Origin of the sequence: Aureibacillus halotolerans, from assembly GCF_004363045.1 — a bacterium.
Classification (GTDB): Bacteria; Bacillota; Bacilli; order Bacillales; family DSM-28697; genus Aureibacillus; species Aureibacillus halotolerans.
The window spans coordinates 122,264-139,777 of sequence record NZ_SNYJ01000010.1; the positions used below are offsets into that span (position 1 = coordinate 122,264).

The 17,514-nt window shown below is 45.5% G+C and carries 19 protein-coding genes; 16 read left to right on the forward strand and 3 right to left on the reverse strand.

The features are described 5' to 3' along the window. The first annotated feature begins 4 nt into the window (after positions 1-4). The 12 genes from EV213_RS12840 to EV213_RS12895 all read left to right on the forward strand — a co-directional run bounded on the left by EV213_RS12840 (position 5) and on the right by EV213_RS12895 (position 13,188). Complete coding sequence (locus EV213_RS12840; protein ID WP_133580941.1) at positions 5-658, forward strand: ATP-binding cassette domain-containing protein; 654 nt, start codon at positions 5-7, stop codon at positions 656-658. Positions 659-884: 226 nt separating this feature from the next. Next, positions 885-2,366: a LysM peptidoglycan-binding domain-containing M23 family metallopeptidase gene (locus EV213_RS12845; protein ID WP_166639302.1), complete on the forward strand. Its 1,482-nt coding sequence runs from the start codon at positions 885-887 to the stop codon at positions 2,364-2,366. A gap of 269 nt (positions 2,367-2,635) precedes the next feature. Then, positions 2,636-3,349, forward strand: coding sequence for a response regulator YycF (yycF, locus tag EV213_RS12850; protein ID WP_133580943.1), 714 nt, complete (start codon positions 2,636-2,638; stop codon positions 3,347-3,349). Continuing rightward, the gene (gene walK / locus EV213_RS12855; protein ID WP_133580944.1) at positions 3,346-5,196 is read left to right on the forward strand and encodes a cell wall metabolism sensor histidine kinase WalK; all 1,851 of its coding nucleotides are present in this window, start codon (positions 3,346-3,348) and stop codon (positions 5,194-5,196) included. The genes yycF and walK overlap by 4 nt, the downstream gene beginning before the upstream one ends. Then, positions 5,193-6,515, forward strand: a complete 1,323-nt coding sequence (locus EV213_RS12860; RefSeq protein ID WP_133580945.1) for a YycH family regulatory protein — start codon at positions 5,193-5,195, stop codon at positions 6,513-6,515. Before walK ends, EV213_RS12860 begins: the two co-directional genes overlap by 4 nt. Next, positions 6,502-7,386 carry a two-component system regulatory protein YycI gene (locus EV213_RS12865; RefSeq protein WP_133580946.1) on the forward strand — a complete coding sequence of 295 codons (885 nt, stop codon included), beginning with the start codon at positions 6,502-6,504 and terminating at the stop codon, positions 7,384-7,386. The genes EV213_RS12860 and EV213_RS12865 overlap by 14 nt, the downstream gene beginning before the upstream one ends. Then, positions 7,383-8,177: an MBL fold metallo-hydrolase gene (locus EV213_RS12870; protein ID WP_133580947.1), complete on the forward strand. Its 795-nt coding sequence runs from the start codon at positions 7,383-7,385 to the stop codon at positions 8,175-8,177. Before EV213_RS12865 ends, EV213_RS12870 begins: the two co-directional genes overlap by 4 nt. A gap of 105 nt (positions 8,178-8,282) precedes the next feature. Next, complete coding sequence (locus EV213_RS12875) at positions 8,283-9,518, forward strand: S1C family serine protease (protein ID WP_133580948.1); 1,236 nt, start codon at positions 8,283-8,285, stop codon at positions 9,516-9,518. 779 nt (positions 9,519-10,297) lie between these two features. After that, positions 10,298-11,662: a hemolysin family protein gene (locus tag EV213_RS12880; protein WP_133580949.1), complete on the forward strand. Its 1,365-nt coding sequence runs from the start codon at positions 10,298-10,300 to the stop codon at positions 11,660-11,662. A 321-nt stretch (positions 11,663-11,983) separates the two neighbouring features. Then, entirely contained in the window at positions 11,984-12,262 is a 279-nt protein-coding gene (locus EV213_RS12885; protein WP_133580950.1) for an ArsR/SmtB family transcription factor, read from the forward strand. Between the two features lie 81 nt (positions 12,263-12,343). After that, positions 12,344-12,727: a VOC family protein gene (locus EV213_RS12890; protein ID WP_133580951.1), complete on the forward strand. Its 384-nt coding sequence runs from the start codon at positions 12,344-12,346 to the stop codon at positions 12,725-12,727. Between the two features lie 245 nt (positions 12,728-12,972). Then, on the forward strand, positions 12,973-13,188 hold the full coding sequence (locus EV213_RS12895) for a DUF6199 family natural product biosynthesis protein (protein WP_208112757.1): 216 nt from the start codon (positions 12,973-12,975) through the stop codon (positions 13,186-13,188). Between the two features lie 54 nt (positions 13,189-13,242). Here the strand turns inward: EV213_RS12895 and EV213_RS12900 are convergent, their stop codons facing one another. After that, positions 13,243-13,728, reverse strand: coding sequence for a hypothetical protein (locus EV213_RS12900; RefSeq protein WP_133580952.1), 486 nt, complete (start codon positions 13,726-13,728; stop codon positions 13,243-13,245). A 159-nt stretch (positions 13,729-13,887) separates the two neighbouring features. Here EV213_RS12900 and EV213_RS12905 point away from each other — a divergent pair, with 159 nt between their 5' ends. Continuing rightward, positions 13,888-14,241 (forward strand): hypothetical protein, encoded by a 354-nt coding sequence (locus EV213_RS12905; RefSeq protein ID WP_133580953.1) that lies wholly within the window; start codon positions 13,888-13,890, stop codon positions 14,239-14,241. Between the two features lie 85 nt (positions 14,242-14,326). Further along, the gene (locus EV213_RS12910) at positions 14,327-14,683 is read left to right on the forward strand and encodes a hypothetical protein (protein WP_133580954.1); all 357 of its coding nucleotides are present in this window, start codon (positions 14,327-14,329) and stop codon (positions 14,681-14,683) included. A 35-nt stretch (positions 14,684-14,718) separates the two neighbouring features. On the opposite strand, the gene EV213_RS12915 is transcribed toward EV213_RS12910, so the two are convergent. Then, a complete protein-coding gene (locus tag EV213_RS12915) occupies positions 14,719-14,958 on the reverse strand; it encodes a hypothetical protein (RefSeq protein ID WP_133580974.1) in 240 nt (79 codons plus the stop codon). A 24-nt stretch (positions 14,959-14,982) separates the two neighbouring features. Then, complete coding sequence (locus EV213_RS12920; protein WP_341770350.1) at positions 14,983-15,630, reverse strand: HD domain-containing protein; 648 nt, start codon at positions 15,628-15,630, stop codon at positions 14,983-14,985. A 203-nt stretch (positions 15,631-15,833) separates the two neighbouring features. On the opposite strand from EV213_RS12920, the gene map reads away from it, so the two are divergent. Together map and EV213_RS12930 are read left to right on the forward strand one after the other, a co-directional pair. Next, a complete protein-coding gene (map, locus tag EV213_RS12925; protein WP_133580956.1) occupies positions 15,834-16,574 on the forward strand; it encodes a type I methionyl aminopeptidase in 741 nt (246 codons plus the stop codon). Positions 16,575-17,164: 590 nt separating this feature from the next. Further along, positions 17,165-17,509 carry a winged helix-turn-helix transcriptional regulator gene (locus EV213_RS12930; protein ID WP_133580957.1) on the forward strand — a complete coding sequence of 115 codons (345 nt, stop codon included), beginning with the start codon at positions 17,165-17,167 and terminating at the stop codon, positions 17,507-17,509. Positions 17,510-17,514 lie beyond the last annotated feature (5 nt).

Here is a 17,514-nt window from a genome sequence, read left to right on the forward strand (position 1 = left end):
CCTTATGAATATTATCGAAGTAAAGTCTGTGTATAAAAAATTTAGAGGCGTCACATTGTTTGAAGGCGCTTCAGCTGAATTCAATCATGGTGAAATCCACGGAATCATTGGTCCAAATGGTTCGGGGAAGTCGGTATTCTTTAAAATGATTTGTGGGTTTATTCAACCGGATCAGGGGACGATTACGATTGATCCTACATATAGAAGCAAAGCCCACGGGTTTCCGGACAACTTTGGCATCATCATTGACCGTCCTGGCTACATTGCAGGAAAAACGGGGTTTGCAAACTTGCAAAGGCTGGCCGCCATTCAGGATAAGATTACGGATGAGGACATTGTGAAGACAATGAAGAGAGTCGGATTGCAGCCGGAGGCAAAGCAGAAAGTAAAAAACTATTCACTTGGCATGAAGCAAAAATTGGCGTTAGCCCAGGCTATTATGGAAGACCAGCAAGTGCTAATTCTGGACGAGCCCTTTAATGCTTTGGACAAAGACAGTGTCACGTCAGTACGGCAATTGCTGCTGGATTTAAAGGCCCAAGGGAAAACCATTATTATGACGAGCCATCAGGAAAATGATATTGAGCTGTTGTGCGACAAGGTCTATCGAATCGATCAGTACAAGCTGGAGGAAGTCGAGCGGAAAATGCCAACGTAATAAAAACGTTGAGACAAACTGAGAAGAGGAAAATCGAACTGTGAGATGAAAGCTTCTCGTCGTTCGAATTTTTCTAATTTGACCAAAATGACCCAAAATTGTCATGCTCCCGTGACAAAAAGACTACAAAACGATTACAAGTGACTTGAAAGTCTTCCAATTATCGAATCCTATGGTACAGTATTTTGTGGGAATGAGATTGATGCAAGTAGGGGGAACACATCAAGTGAAAGCAAACTTTACAATGAAGACCGTTGGGGCGTTTTTTGGAAAGAAGGCGCGCTATACAGGTCTTGTTCTAGTCGCAACCGGACTTGTGACTGCGGGTAGCTCGATTGTTCATGCGGGGGACAATGGTGTCATTGACACAGTGTACCATGTGTATCAAGGTGATCAAAAAATTGCTACGGTCAGTGACAAACAGATTATAGACGACGTTATAGATGAAAAAATAGATGCAGCAGAACAACAACATAGTGAATTAACGTATAAGCTAGGCCAATCGTTTAGCATTCTACCAGAGCGAACTTTTTCGGCAAGCTACCAAAACGAGCGAGGGCGTACAGCGCTTGAAAAATCGCTGGAAGTGGATGCGAAGGCGGTAGGCATCCTCGTTGAAGGTGAAGAAGAGCCTGTTGTGTATGTGCAGGACAAGGCCACAGCAAAGTCGATACTTAAGGACATGAAAACGAATTTCGTTGATGAAAAGGACCTGGATCTTTTGGAGAAAAAGCAAGAGGCTTCTTCAGAAAAGAACCAGGCCAATGAAAATGGAACACAGAAAAAGAAAGGTTCTACGTTATTAGACGTACGCTTTTCAAAGAAAGTTTCATTTAAAACGAAATTTGTTGATGAGAAAGACATTCTATCTGAAGATGATGCGCGAAAGCTACTGAAAAAAGGTTCACTTGAGGACGAAACGCATGTTGTTGAACAAGGCGAGGTTTTCAGTGAGGTGGCCACTACGTATGATTTGGATACGGACAAGCTGATGGCATTAAATCCAGGTATTCAGAATCAGAACCAGCTTAGAATAGGACAATCGTTGAATGTGACAGCCCGTCATCCGTATTTGAGCGTTGTCGTTTCTACTGCTGAAACGAAAGAAGAAACCATTCCCTTTAAAACGGTAGTAAAAGAAGACGACACAATGTACAAAGGTGAGGACAAGGTGACGCAGCAAGGCAAGGACGGCTCGCAAACCGTGACGTATCAAAAAACAAAAGTGAACGGCGTGCTGAGTGAGACCACTGTCATTGCCCGTGATGTGACCGGAAAAGCCCAAGACAAGGTCGTTGTCAAAGGCACGAAGGTAGTGCCTTCACGAGGAACAGGAGAGCTAGCATGGCCAACAAACGGTGGCAGCATTACGAGTAGAATGGGTCAACGTTGGGGCAAGCAACATAAAGGCATTGACATTGCTGGAGCAAGCAACCTCACGATAAAAGCAGCAGACAATGGCGTTGTTGAATTTGCAGGTGTTCAAAGTGGTTATGGAAACAAGATCGTAATTGACCATAACAACGGTACAAAAACCATCTATGCACATATGTCGAGCCTTTCCGTCAGTGCTGGAGAAACCGTGCCAAAGGGAACGAAGATTGGAGTGATGGGCTCTACTGGCCAATCTACAGGAACTCATCTTCACTTTGAAGTTTATGTGAACGGCACTTTAACGAATCCATTAACCAAGCTTCCAAGCAGATAATATACAACTGTCACGTCATCTGGCGTGGCGGTTTTTTTATGGTGAATGTTGGAATTAGCTGAATGGCTACTCGGTGACATGGTGATTGCTTATGAACATTTGGCCAGGTCATTCCTAAGCGCCGACCAATCAAAACGCAATGAGAAAAACGAATCTATGGTAGAATAGGGGAAACGTAAAAAACGTTATTAGACTGCACCATGATGTGAGACAATCTCGCTTTTTTGATACGTAAGAAAGGCACGTGACGAAGAAAAGGAGAGAACCAAATGGACAAGCATATTCTCGTTGTTGATGATGAACAGCCCATTGCAGATATATTGCAGTTTAATTTAGAAAAGGAAGGCTTCACGGTGACTTGTGCGTATGATGGGGACGAGGCCTTAAAGAAGCTAGAAGCGAATGTGCCTGATCTTGTGCTCCTTGATATAATGTTGCCGCAAAAGGATGGCATGGAAGTGTGCAAGGAAATTCGTAAAAACCACCAAATGCCAATTATTATGCTGACGGCCAAAGACTCTGAAATTGATAAAGTGCTTGGCTTAGAGCTTGGCGCGGACGATTATGTAACGAAGCCTTTTAGTGCACGGGAGCTGATTGCTCGTGTAAAAGCGAATCTGCGTCGCCATCAGCAGGTTGCCGAGCAGGATCAGGATTTGGTTGTTAAAGACATTCAGGTGGGCCCTCTAATGATCCACCCGAACTCGTACAATGTGAGTAAAGACGGACAAATGGTGGAGCTGACACACCGTGAGTTTGAATTGCTGCATTATTTAGCGCGCCATCTCGGTCAAGTCATGACACGGGAGCATTTGCTACAAACGGTATGGGGCTACGATTATTTTGGCGACGTACGGACCGTCGATGTCACCGTTCGACGTTTGCGTGAGAAAATTGAAAACAGCCCTAGCCACCCTACATTTCTAGTGACACGCCGTGGCGTCGGTTATTATTTAAAAACGCCTGATCCGGACGCCGAATGAAAACGAAGGAACGTGTCAGCTTTTTTAAATCAATTCATATTAAAATCATCTTAGTATACGTTTTGCTCTTGCTGGTCGCCATTCAGGTGATCGGCGTCTATTTTGTTCAGGAGCTTGAGGAGCAGTTGCTAACAAGTTTTTCGACGTCAACGAATGAGCGAGCCCATGTGATCGCCTATACGATAGAAGAGGAAATGGAAAAGGAACGGTCAGCGGATGATCTCCCACTTGAAACCGTGATTCGCGACAGCTTACGAGACTTTTTGTCCGATGACATTCGCGAAATTCAAGTAATCGACAGCCGAAACCGTATTGTGGCAACGACGAGCCCTTATGACACGTCCATTGTTGGCAAACGAACGCTGAACCTGCTTGTCAAACGGACATTGGTCGTCGGTGTCTCACAGGAAAAATGGATGATTGATCCGAAAACGAATGATCGCGTGCGTGTCGTTGTCGTTCCAATCACATCGGGCGAGGAAACCATCGGTGCCATCTATGTGTCGGCGAACGTCGAGCAAGTCTATGACCAGCTTCGCATCATTAACGAGATTTTAATTAAAGGTGTTGTGATCGCGCTCTTACTCACGATCGTGTTAGGTGTCTTTTTGGCACGGACTATTACGCGACCTGTCGCGGATATGCGTAAGCAGGCGCTTGTGCTCGCTAAAGGCGATTTTTCCCGTAATGTTAAGGTGTATGGGGACGATGAAATTGGTCAGCTGGCGACGTCCTTTAACGGGATGACACGCAAGCTGGAGGAAGCGCAGGCGACCACAGACAGTGAGCGGCGAAAACTCAGCTCTGTACTGACTCATATGACGGATGGTGTGATCGCCACGGATCGCTACGGTCAAGTCATCCTGATGAATGAACCGGCAGAAGAGCTGCTCGGCGTGTCTAGTGATGAGCTGCTTGGAGCGCCAATGATTGAAGTGTTGCGGCTAGAAGAGGAAGGTGTCACTTGGGAAGGTCTTTTCCGCGACATGGACTCGATGCTGCTTGACTATAGTGATGCGTTGCCAGAAGGGGAGCAATTGATCGTCAAAGCAAGCTTCTCTGTTATTCAAAAGGAGAGTGGCCTGCCAAACGGGCTCATTACGGTTCTTCATGACGTGACAGAGCAGGAACAAATTGAGCGTGAACGACGTGAGTTTGTGGCCAATGTGTCTCATGAGCTGCGTACGCCGTTAACGACGATGAAAAGCTACATCGAGGCATTAACGGATGGCGCATGGAAGGACGAGACCATTGCACCAAAATTTTTAAACGTTACGCAAAACGAAACGGAGCGTATGATTCGACTCGTGAATGATTTACTGCAACTGTCAAAGATGGACAGCCGAGAAGAACAGCTTCATTTTGTGAACATTGACGTTGTTGAATTTTTTGGCGGTATTATTGACCGTTTTGAAATGTCTAAGGGGAATGAATTTCACTTAGAGCGCTCCTTCCCTAATGAACCACTTTTCGTGGCATTGGATCAGGACAAAATTACGCAAGTCATTGACAATATTATTTCAAATGCCGTGAAGTACTCCCCAGAGGGTGGCACGATTACCCACTCGCTGCGCAAGCAAGGGAACGTCATTCGCATCACCATTCGAGACGAAGGCGTTGGCATTTCGCGAGACAAGGTCGACAAGATCTTTGACCGATTCTACCGCGCAGACAAAGCACGCACCAGAAAATTAGGGGGAACGGGCCTTGGTCTGGCTATTGCCCGGGAAATGGTTCAAGCACATGGAGGGCGCATTTGGGCTGAAAGTGCACTGAACAAAGGAACAACCGTCCATTTCACACTTCCTATTCATCAGCGCTTGGGGCAGGAGGTGGACGATCTATGATGAAATATAAGGAACATATAAAATCCGGCCTGCTTGTGCTTCTCATTCTAGGTAGCCTTGTGCTCACATGGAGCGTGTGGACATACCAACCACAATTTATTGAGGCACCAAATACAGAATATGTTCAAAGTGTGGAGATTGGTGAGCAGCTTCCATTGAGCGAACTCGTGCAGCCGGTTCAAGCCATGTATCATGAGAACGGAGAGGTGAATGGAACGACTAGTCGAGATCAGGTGGAAGCATTGTTTGCTTCGATTCGTAAAGGGCAGTTAGGTGAAGTCAAGCCGGTCCTTTCGGAAGACTTCATCAATAATGGAGAGATTTTGGAGGGACGGACAGAATTTGTGTTTCCAGAAAGTCTGCCCCTCTCCTTACTCCCTCAGTTAATTCCCGCTGAAGGCCAGGTCTCGGAAACAGGCACTTTTGACCGCCTTGTCGTCGATATCAGTCAGCCATCGACACGCGTGTATTTCGTCTCAAATGACAACGATCAAGTGTATCAAGCGGCACTGCGAGAATTTGACCGCAGCAATTACATCAGCTTAGTAGACAGTACCTTGAAGAGTGGAGAGGCGTATTTTCGATATGAGCCAAACGCCGGAAGCCTCATCTATATGCCAGTGGACATACGCAGTGTGCCAAAGCTGACGTATTCGACGATGCATCTGTCGGCAGAGAAATTTAAGGACGCTCTTTTTTCCAATCCGAGCTATGTCAAAAAGGACAATACAAGTTCGTCAGAGGAGTCCTATACAGATGGGACGAGGTTGCTTCGTGTGTACAAGAACAACCAGCAGCTTTCGTATATTAATCCGGCTCAAACTGAATACGATCAACTTTCAGGCGGAGATCTCATTTCGCGTTCCTATGATTTTATAAATGATCACGCGGGCTGGACAGATACGTATCGACTTTATCATTATTCAATTTCGGAACAAACGGTACGCTATCAGCTTTATATTGGTCAGCATCCAGTGTTCCATACGTATCGCTCCTATGGCTATCCAGCGATTTACGCATCATTTAAAAATGGAGAGATTCATGAATACCTACGTCCGTTGTTCCGATTGCGGTTTGAATTTGACCGCACAATGATTGATCTTGCATCTGGACAAACGATTGTCGATGCCTTAGAAAGTGCCCCAGACATTGATCCGAGTATGGTTCAAGACGTGAAGGTCGGCTACGAAATGGCACGCCAGCCCAACACCAACCCCATTATCCTGTCCTTTCAGCCAGTGTGGTACGTGAAATACAACGACAGCTGGCAAAAGGTGAGTCAAATGACGGAAGGAGGGGACAGCGTTGGATTGGAGTAGAGCAAAAACACTTTTGATCCTTTGTTTCTTTGTTCTAGATGTCTTTTTGCTCATCCAGCTTTCGGAAAAACGGCAAACGGACCAGTACGATTTCTTAAATGAATCGACCATTGAAGAGCGGCTTGCGGCTGAGGAGATTACGTATGAAGCACTGCCAAAGGACGCGGTATCGGAAAACTACATTAGTGGCACGAGCCGCCAGTTTGATCCGGATCTTTTGAATGAGCTCGCCAATCAAAACGTGATTATTAACGGCAACTCTGTCGTGTCCAGCTTGATTGAGCCTTATACGTTAAACATGGATGAAATGTCTGACAGTGTGACCGAATTTATGAACACACAGGTCGTGGATGGGGCGCGATATCGCTTTTGGTCCTACAATCGTGAAACGAACGCCATTATCCTTTTTCAGACCTATGAGGGAAAAACGATCTATTACAATGATAATGGCATTGTCATTCTACAGCTCAATGAAGACAATCAAGTGGTCAGCTATCAGCAGACGATGCTGAGCGATATTGAACAGCTTGACATTGACGAGAAAAAGCAACAGCCTATCCTGCCAGCTATTGAGGCATTGAAAATCCTTTTTGAACGCAATGAGCTGCCATCAGGGAGTCACGTCTCCAGTGTAGAGCTTGGCTATTACACGTTAGTGCCGTTGTCTGGCGGTGTTCAGGTGTTTGCGCCGACATGGCATGTCATCGTCGACAATGAACGGAACTATTTTATTAATGCCATTGAAGGGCAAATTCAGCAGATGAATGACGGCAATGCGGCAACGACGAATCAATCAAACCTGGATGACATTCCTCTTCCCAACGAAGGAACAGACGAGAGTGAAGACGGAGAGAATGGAGGCGTTTCATGAGCTTGCAATTTAGTGTGCTGGCAAGTGGAAGCACAGGGAATGCATTTTTTATTCAAACACCAACGCAAAAATGGCTAGTGGATGCCGGCTTAAGCGGCAAAAAGATGGAAGCTCTGCTGAATCAAATAGGGCAGAGTGCATCTGATCTAAATGGTATTTTTGTGACCCATGAGCATAGCGATCACATTAAAGGTCTCGGGATTCTCGCACGAAAGCACACGCTGCCAATTTACGCGAATATGCCCACCTGGCGAGCGATGGAACGCCACATTGGCGCGCTTCCGACCGAACAAAAGTTCACCTTTGATATGGAAACGGTACGTAGCTTTGGTGACCTAGACGTGCAATCCTTTCCGGTCTCACATGACGCCGCTCAGCCGATGTTTTATGCGTTTCGCCACGCACAACGACAGGTCGCTGTGGTGACCGATACAGGGTACGTGAGCGATCGTGTCAAAGGCATCGTGCGAAATAGCAATTGCCTTGTGTTTGAAGCCAATCATGATGTGCAGATGCTGCGCATGGGTAGATACCCTTGGAACGTCAAGCAACGGATCTTAAGCGATGTTGGTCATGTGTGCAATGAAGATGCTGGCGTCGCGCTGTCCGAAATTATTGGCGATGCGACAAAACGTATTTATTTGGCCCATTTAAGCAAAGATAATAACATGAAGGATCTCGCTCGCTTAGCCGTCGCTCAGACGCTTGAAGCAAAAGGACGGCCTGTAGGGGCTGGATTTGATTTATTCGATACGGACCCTGTTGTGCCAACGCCACTTGTCACTGCATAGCAACGGGTTTACTGCTCAGGCATTAGAGGGTAAAAGGAAGGTTAGCAAGCAGCGAATCAACCGCAAGTGGTGGCGGAACGAGAAACGATGATTGGAGATGAAGCGATGGGCTATTATGATGATCATTCCACACGGTCAAAACGTCCAAGAGGACGAGCGAGCATTGTATGGGCAGCCGTCCTAGGCGTCATTATTGGGGCTGTGATTGTTCTTGTGGCCATGCCAATGCTCGTGCAGTCGGGGTGGTTAAATGGCGCCGACCAATCAGCGTCCACCTCTCTTCCTGGAGAAGATGGGACGGTCGAGACCGGGCCAAATGAAACAAGGAACGTCAAGGTGGATGTGACCACGAATGTGACCGACATTGTTGAAAAGGTCCAGCATGCTGTTGTAGGTGTAGTAAACATTCAAGGCGGCAACTTCTGGCAGTCAGATACAGAGATGGAAGCCGGCACAGGTTCAGGCGTCATTTATAAAAAGGATGGCAACACCGCGTATGTCGTGACGAATTATCACGTCATTCAGCAAGCTTCAGAAGTAGAGATTAGCTTGTATGATGGCACACGCATCCCCGCAGAGATTCGCGGTGCCGACGTGTTTACCGACCTCGCCGTGCTTGTTGTCGAAGGCGAACAAGTGAATGACCTTATTGACACCGTGGCGACCTTTGGCAATTCCGACGATGCTAAAATTGGCGAGCCTGTCATTGCAATTGGCAATCCACTCGGGTTGGAATTTTCCGGCTCGGTGACTCAAGGCATCCTTTCCGGAAAGGAAAGAGCCATTCCAGTCGACTTAGACGGAGACGGGAGCCCAGATTGGCAAGCTGACGTTATGCAAACCGATGCGGCCATCAACCCAGGCAACAGTGGTGGCGCGTTGTTTAATCTTGACGGACAGGTCATCGGCATTAACTCCATGAAAATTGCTCAAAGTGCCGTCGAAGGACTTGGCTTCTCGATCCCAACGGATACCGTGATCCCTGTGATTAAAGATCTAGAAACACAAGGCAAAGTATCACGCCCGGTCATGGGCATCCTGAACCCTCAGCCGCTGGCCAACGTCGACAGCTATCACCGACGCGAAACACTTAACCTGCCTGACGACATTAGCTCAGGCGTCGTCGTTACCGAAGTCGCGCCGAACTCTCCTGCCCAAGATGCAGGCTTAGAGCAGCTCGACGTCATTATCGAGCTCGACGGTACCCAAATCAACGACACCATTGATTTGCGGAAATACCTCTACAATGAAAAAAATGTAGGTGATTCGCTCGACGTTACGTTTTACCGTAGCGGTCAACAGCAATCCACCACACTCACCCTCACGAGCGACGAGCTCTAGTCGGGAAGGGCCTGTATTCCGTTCCATTTTGGAACCGAATGCAGGCTTTTTTGTGTGGTGGGGGGAATCAGGTTCGGAATGGATGCTAGTGACAGGCATGTGCCAAGTGTTCGGAACAGGAGGACCTGCGCAGAAACACGTCGGGTGTGCGCGGAAACGTAGGGGAAGTGCTCGAAAAGCAGGTCAAGCTGCGCGAAAATGAGAGGCAAGTGCGCGAAAACGGTCCCTCTGCGTCGCAGATATACGTCAGTTCGTACGCCTATGATCATTTAATGAAATTTCCAAGAAAAGAAGAGGCCACGAATGAATACTGCCAGATAGACTCACATAAAATGAGGAAACGCCTTTTTGGCATCTGGGGATATGGGACTGTACGGAATTCTGAAAAGTATGGTACAGTAGAAGATAGAAAAAAGGGGGTGAGACCATTGGGAAGGCGATACTGCACTTTAAAAGTTTGGTTGCACTAAGCCATACATTGTTTTTGAAAATCACACGGGCGTACCGCATGATTTTCGCTTGCCTTCAAACGAATGTCTCTCCCCCTGAGCGCACGATTTACGCACGGACGGACTGAATTTATTTCTTTATGGCAAGCTCTCGTAAAGGGAGAGGAACAATTTGGAGAAGCGAGGATCATCTGCAGAGGAGCTCGTGGCGGCAAAGGAAACGGTGAACACCCAATGCCCAAAATCGGTATTGGGATTTTAGTCTCGTTTTTTAGACGGTACACGATTATAAACTCATGGAGGTGAATCCCTCATTCGCTGAGGGACGAATTGGATACAACGACGATAATTATTAATTTTTCTTTAGTAGCAATACTCATTGCGCTTACTGCGTTTTTCGTAGGATCTGAATTTGCGGTCGTGAAAGTACGGATGTCACGAATTGAACAGCTGATTGAAGAAGGCAATAAACGGGCCATCATTGTCAAGAAACTGGTTTCTAATTTGGATTACTACTTGTCTGCATGTCAACTAGGGATTACGGTAACCGCTCTTGCCCTCGGTTTTCTAGGGGAGCCGACGATTGAACGGTTGATTTTACCGTTTTTAACTGAGTGGGGTGTTCCAGATTCACTGACCCACGTTATTTCATTGGTGGTTGCTTTATCGATTATGACCTTTTTCCACGTAGTGGTTGGTGAATTGGCTCCGAAAACATTGGCAATTCAGTACGCTGAGAGAATGACGATGGTGTTAGGGCCAATGCTTTACTGGTTCGGTCAGATTATGAAGCCGCTCATTTGGTCATTGAATGGATCAGCTGGTTTGTTGCTACGTGCTTTTAAAGTAGATCCGAAACCGCATGAACAGGCGCATTCTGAGGATGAGCTGAAGATTATTATGGCACAAAGCTTTAACTCTGGTGAAATCAATCAAGTCGAATTGTCGTATATGCAAAACATCTTTGCGTTCGATGAGCGTGTGGCAAAGGACATTATGGTGCCGCGTACGCAGTTGGTTGTGCTATCAGATGATATGACTTCCGAAGAAATTCTGCAAATGATTGACGAAAACCGTTATACACGTTATCCAATCGTTGAGGGTGGCGACAAGGATACTGTGCTTGGGTTTGTGAACGTCAAAGAAATTTTAACGAACTTGGCGGTAGGACGTGAATCGTCACTGCAAAGCAGTCTGCATGAAATGCCGACGGTTCATGAAACAACATCCCTGCAAGACGTCATGCTAAAAATGCAGCATGCTCATATTCACATTGCGCTTGTCATTGATGAATATGGCGGGACAGCAGGGATTGTGTCCATGGAAGACGTGCTTGAAGAAATTGTTGGCGACATTCGTGACGAATTCGACGAAGATGAAGTGGCCGACATCGAAGAAAAGAGCGAAGGTGTTTTCGTTCTTAATGGTCGTGTCTTGCTAGAGGATCTTGAAGGCAAGTTTGGCATTAAATTTGATCCTGACTCCGATGAGCTTGATACCATTGGCGGCTGGATGCAGGTCAATGCCACAGATTCAGATAACCTTCAAGTGCCGGTTGAATACAAGCGCCATCGTTTTCAAGCCGTTGAAGTCGACAATCATCAGATCCTTCAAGTACAGCTTGAATTGAACGTGTTAGATCCTAATGAAGAGCTTGATGAACCAGAAGAATCACAGCACGCCGAAGCACGATAAACGTAAACGCCTGTTCCTAGAATGCTAGGGGCAGGTTTTTTTGATGGCTAGGTGTCCGATTGAACTCTACGTGCTTGGAAGTGCCCGAAATGGAGAGGTTTGTGCCCGATTTCTAAATCGAAGTGTCCGAAAAAACGTGCAAAGTGCCCGAAAAAGAAGAGGTAGTGCCCGATATTAAAGTAAACAGAAAATAAAAGGATGCTCATGAATTCAATTTAAGATGATCGTATTCATAATCTTAATTAAATATAACTACCATTATAAGCAACCAAATAATTGCTTTTGTTGACGAGCAACCATATAGTTGCTTATACTAAATGTATGACTTGGAATGAAGACGCGATTTTTAAAGCACTTGCCGATTCGACGCGGCGACTTATGCTAGACGAACTATCCGAACGAAACGAGCTGACGTTGTATGAACTGACGGCACGACTCATTATGAAGCACGACCTCACCATTTCGCGGCAAGCGATCGCTAAACATCTTTCTATTTTGGAAGATGCAGGACTCGTAGAATCAATCCGAAAAGGAAAATATCGAGTCCTTCTGTTCAACAACGAACCACTTAAAAATTTGCTGGAAGGATGGATGGAGTAGTTTTAAGAAAACATATGTCGAAATGGTTCTTCCACAGCGCAGAGCACCATGCATCGCAACGATTAAAGGAGGCAAAAACGTATGAAAATCATTGTGAACAGTATTTTCGTTCAAGATCAAGACAAGGCATTGGCATTTTACACAGAAACGCTGGGCTTCGTAAAAAAGCATGACGTTCCGGTCGGAGAATACAGGTGGCTCACCTTTGTTTCACCAGAGGATCAAGACGGTACGGAGCTTTTGCTTGAACCAAATGATCATCCTGCCGCCAAAGAGTATCAAGAGAAAATAGCCGCCGAAGGAATCCCAGCAACAATGTTTGGCGTGGCAGATGTCCACAAAGAGTACGAACGCTTACTGAAACTAGGCGTAACGTTTACGATGGAGCCGACAAAAATGGGGGACATCACAATCGCTATCTTTGATGATACGTGTGGAAACCTTATTCAAATCGCGCAGCAGTAACAAACGGTTCACATGTAGAAAAACAACAAAAAGGTCGGTACAAAGGAGTATGACGACGTTGTATCGACCTTTATTTTCGTTCCTTTGTGGATGGACATTTTCTAGCTTGTTTCACATGGAACATTGCTTGATGGTAAAGGTGAGCAATCGTAAAAGATGAAAAGTGTCTGTTCGAGAGAGTCTGTTCCGATTGGTGCCGAGCAACAGGAATTTCCTGAGAAACGTAGAAGGTGTCTTAGGAAACTATGATCCCTAGGAGGGGTACTATCTGGTTAATTGCGATCTTTCTTACGGTATCAGGAGTGGTTTTCTTTATCAATCCGAAAATCTCATGGACGCTGTCTAATTTTTGGCGTTTTCGTGGCGACGCTGAGCCGAGCGAGGGGGCATTGACGATTTATCGGCTTCAGGGCGCTGTGTATTTCATCGCTGGCATTGTGGTCATTTCAAGGCTTGTCTAGAGGGATAGGTGACGCACTCATGTTGTATCGATATATAGATGTTAGCAAGACAGGCTAGTCTGGAAGTATTAAAAGATGTTCCTCTACAACAACAATGTACGCCTCCTCACGAGTAATCGCTCTTCCAAATGGCAGATTGGAAAAATCCACGTCTGAACGATTGAAAAAAATGTCCCGAACAACGTCGTCCTTATTCATAAACACCACTGAATTACAGCATTCACTGTCATGCGGGTAGGCCCCAAGGTAGGAGCGTTGATACAGCAGGTAGCCTGGATACGAATGGGTCGTCCATTTCTGCCCGACGGTTTCTTCCATTTGCTCCCGAGACATGTAGGGTCCAAATACATAAAAGCGGTCCCATGCAAAATCAGTGACATCATTCATCTCAAAAGGGTCTCCTTGCTCTGTGGCGTCTCGGATGTAAGCTGCCCCGCTGTCCCAAATAAAAATCTGGCTGTACTTGTAGATGTCTATGGCCAGGAAGATGAGCAACACTGTCCCCGCAATGAAACCGCATTGTTTGTAAAGTTTCTTCATGTGGGCTCTCCTTTCATTTCTATAACAATAGACGACATCCGCCGTTCTGTACACGACATCTTCGGGCCGTATAATCCTGCAATTTAGAAATGGTAATGGTAGAAGAAGAGATGTGCTATGAGAATCAATCACATTAATGATCCTCAGGGGGTTAGTGAAATGAAATCAAAAGAAAAGAAGCTTTGGGTCATGTGCATCGGCTTATTCATCCTATTCGCGATTAATACAACTTTGTACGAGATTGAAAAGCACAAAATGATTTCCGCACGGGAGCTCATGCTTGAGTTGATTGCTGCTGATGGGGCAGAGGATTTTGAAAGTGATGTGCCTGACGATAAACTCGAGAACCTCATTGAATACATACAGTCGTATAAGATGGATCGTTTCGATAGTCTGCTTCGAATTGAAGGGACTGATAAAACGTACGTGGTTCACTATATAAACATGAACAATCGTGAGCTACAGATAACCGATGTAACGGTCGAAGAGGGGACTAAGGAAGATATCAACTAATTCGTTGAGTCTATATTGTCTTGCTAAACCGAAATACTCAAAAAGAAAGATGACTTCGTAGCAGTAATCAAGGGAGGGAAATACGATGAAATTAAAAGAAAAGAATTTGTGGGCGATCATTATCCTTTTGGTCATCTTCTCTGCCGTTTACATCGTTCAGTATGGCATGGAAGTCAGTAAGGTCATTTCTACCCAAGACCTATTCAAAGAACTATTTTTATCCAATGGAGCCGAAGATTTTGAGAGCGAAGTGACTGACGAAAAACTTGATGCGCTTGTGGATTTTGTGCAAAAGACACCTAATTTAAAGTACGAGAATGTGTTCCGGATAGAAGGACCTGATGTGACCTATGTGGTCAACTATTGGAATTCGGAGAACCGCGAGCTACAGATTACGGATGTGACGGTGGTGGAGCGTGATGAAGGGGACAGTGAAAGATAAAGAGGCATTCCGGTTGTGAATGCCATCATTGGGAACTATTCTTTCTCTTCAACCCAAACCTTATAGACGTAAGAATTATCAGCTAAAATTTCTTGCGTGTGAACAATAAGTATATCAAGGGAAGCCAAATAAAATGAAAGCGCGTACGCTATTTTATTGTCAGGGGTGATATAGCCATTTATTACTCGACTGTAGAATTCGTTCGAGAGAGAATCAGCCCAAACTTCCGCTTCTCTCATAGTTTCAAACGTAACGTCGTCTTGATGCCAGTTTATCTCCGACATAGCTTTCCTCCGTTTTCACTCAGTTCGCCGCCCCGGCTGCCATTCCTCGTAAAAGTCCTTTAAAAAGGTTTCCATTCGTTGATGCCGCTCGGTAGCTAGCTCTTTAGCAGTTTTGGTGTTCATCAAGTCCTTCAACTTTAGCAGTTTATCGTAAAAATGCTCGATGGCGGTTGCCTGCCTCTTTAGGTATTCTTCCTGCGATTTCTGGACATAGGTGGCATCAGGGTCATGCATCACGTTCCCGCGCGCACCGGCAAATGTAAAAGCTCTTGCGATGCCTATGGCTCCAATCGCGTCCAGTCGATCCGCATCTTGAACGACCTGTGCTTCTAACGTTTCTAATGGAGGATTTTGTCCTCCGCGAAACGACATATGGTCAATGATGTCGAGAATCTTAATTTTGGCGTCTTCCTTCAAATCAATTTTCGCGAAAATGTCCATCAGTTTTTGTTGTCCTTCCGCTTTACTGGCATTCAATTTATCGTCAGCCACGTCATGCAGCAAGGCCGCTAACTCGCAAATGACCACGTCGGCGCCTTCTTTCTCCGCAATATACAAGGCATTGTTCCGCACACGGTCAATATGCCACCAATCGTGCCCTGTCGTTTCATGAGCAAATAGGCTTTTGACCAGTGCTTCTGTTTTATTGATGATATTTGTCAATAGGGGGACCTCCATTCAGTGTTTGTGAGATAATACGAAAGCCAAAAAGGTGGTACAATTTAGTGTACCGTATATAAAATGAGCATTTCACCTTTTTCGAGAGGATAATTACGATCCAAAGGTTGAAGAAAACACCATTCCGTATATACTAGACACTACATGGCGTTCGAATCATAAAATACGTTAAAAAGTGAGTGTGTGCAATGATTGCAAAGACAGAAGAGGATTTTAATGGCTTAAAAGAAATTGGCAAGATTTGCGGAGCGATCCGAGATGAACTCGTCCGTTCGACCAAGCCCGGAATGACGACAAAAGAACTCGATAACTTAGCGGGAGAGCTTTTTGAAAAAGCAGGTGCTCAATCGGCACCAAAAGGCGTATACGATTTCCCAGGGTATACATGCATTAGCATCAATGAAGAAGTCGCGCACGGAATTCCGGGGAAAAGGGCCATTCAAGAAGGGGACATGGTGAACATTGATGTCTCAGGGTCGAAAAACGGGTATTTCGCTGACACCGGCATTTCCTTTGTCGTTGGGAACGGAAAGGACATTCTACAGACCCTATGTGACGTTGTGAAAGAAGCCTTCGACGCAGGGCTGGAGAAGGCAAAACCCGGCGCAAAAAAAAGCGCGATCGGCAAAGCGGTCCACAATGTCGCCAAAAAGCATAATTTGACCGTCATAAAAAACCTCACGGGACACGGGGTAGGGAGCTCGATTCATGAAGCTCCAGAGCATATTTTCAATTACTACGATTCCTGGGATAAAGAGATTTTAAAAAATGGCATGGTCATTGCCTTAGAGCCGTTTATTTCAACAAAAGAAGAGGAAGTGTTCCAAGCCGACGATGGCTGGACCTACCTTACCGAAAAAAGCTTCGTGGCCCAATACGAGCATACGATTATCTTAACGAAGGAAGGCCCGATTATTACGACGTTGTAAGGCGGGCATAATAGAGGGAAGGGGATACACGAATTACATGTATCCCCTTTTTTGATGCCTTGTAAAAGGACTGTTCCAAAAATTGTCGTAATAGATGGAAAACACCGATAAATTCAGTGGATTTTGTCTAAACATAGACGGGTTCATGATATACTTGCCAGTAACAATAACGGAACTCTTTGGGTGGATCGGCACTCCTTTTATGGAAGGGGGGTGTTGCCAATGACAGATTACCAGATCATTATGGTGGTTTTGAAAGTGATCGGATTAGTGATTACTTTAATGTTGTCGTTTGGAACACTGATTTTTCTGCTAACGCAGAAAAAAAAGTAATCCCCCACTGAGTTTGCGAGCTCTAGGGGATTACTTTTTCCTGAGGCCGATCCATTAATGGAACCGTTGTTGCCAAGTCACAAGTGTATGCAGCACTTGTGGCTTTTTTAGTGTTTCCACTTCTTGACGTAATTATATCACAAGTCAGATAATAATGCACAGAGATGGTTTTGTGTGTATTTTGAGTATCTTCTTTATAGAAGTTCAATTATGAGAAAGATGTAAACAAATGCTATGATTGGAGAGGGTGATGATGAATGCATTCAAAACGCAAGCGCGACTTTATATGTACTTCGGAAGTGACGTTAGGGTTGATTAGCGGCAAATGGAAGCCGCTAATTTTGGGTTATTTGTCAGAGCAAACGTACCGCTTTAACGAACTCGAGAAATTAATGCCCGACATTACACAAAAAATGCTCACGATGCAGTTAAAGGCGATGGAGACGGACGGTTTAGTCAAACGAGAAGTGTACGCCGTCGTTCCACCAAAGGTTGAATATTCCCTTACTGATGTTGGGCAACGTCTTGCGCAGTTGTTGAACCAGCTGTGTGAATTCGGGGAGGATTATATGACATCTACACTTGGAAGTTCAGATGCTTGAAGCCT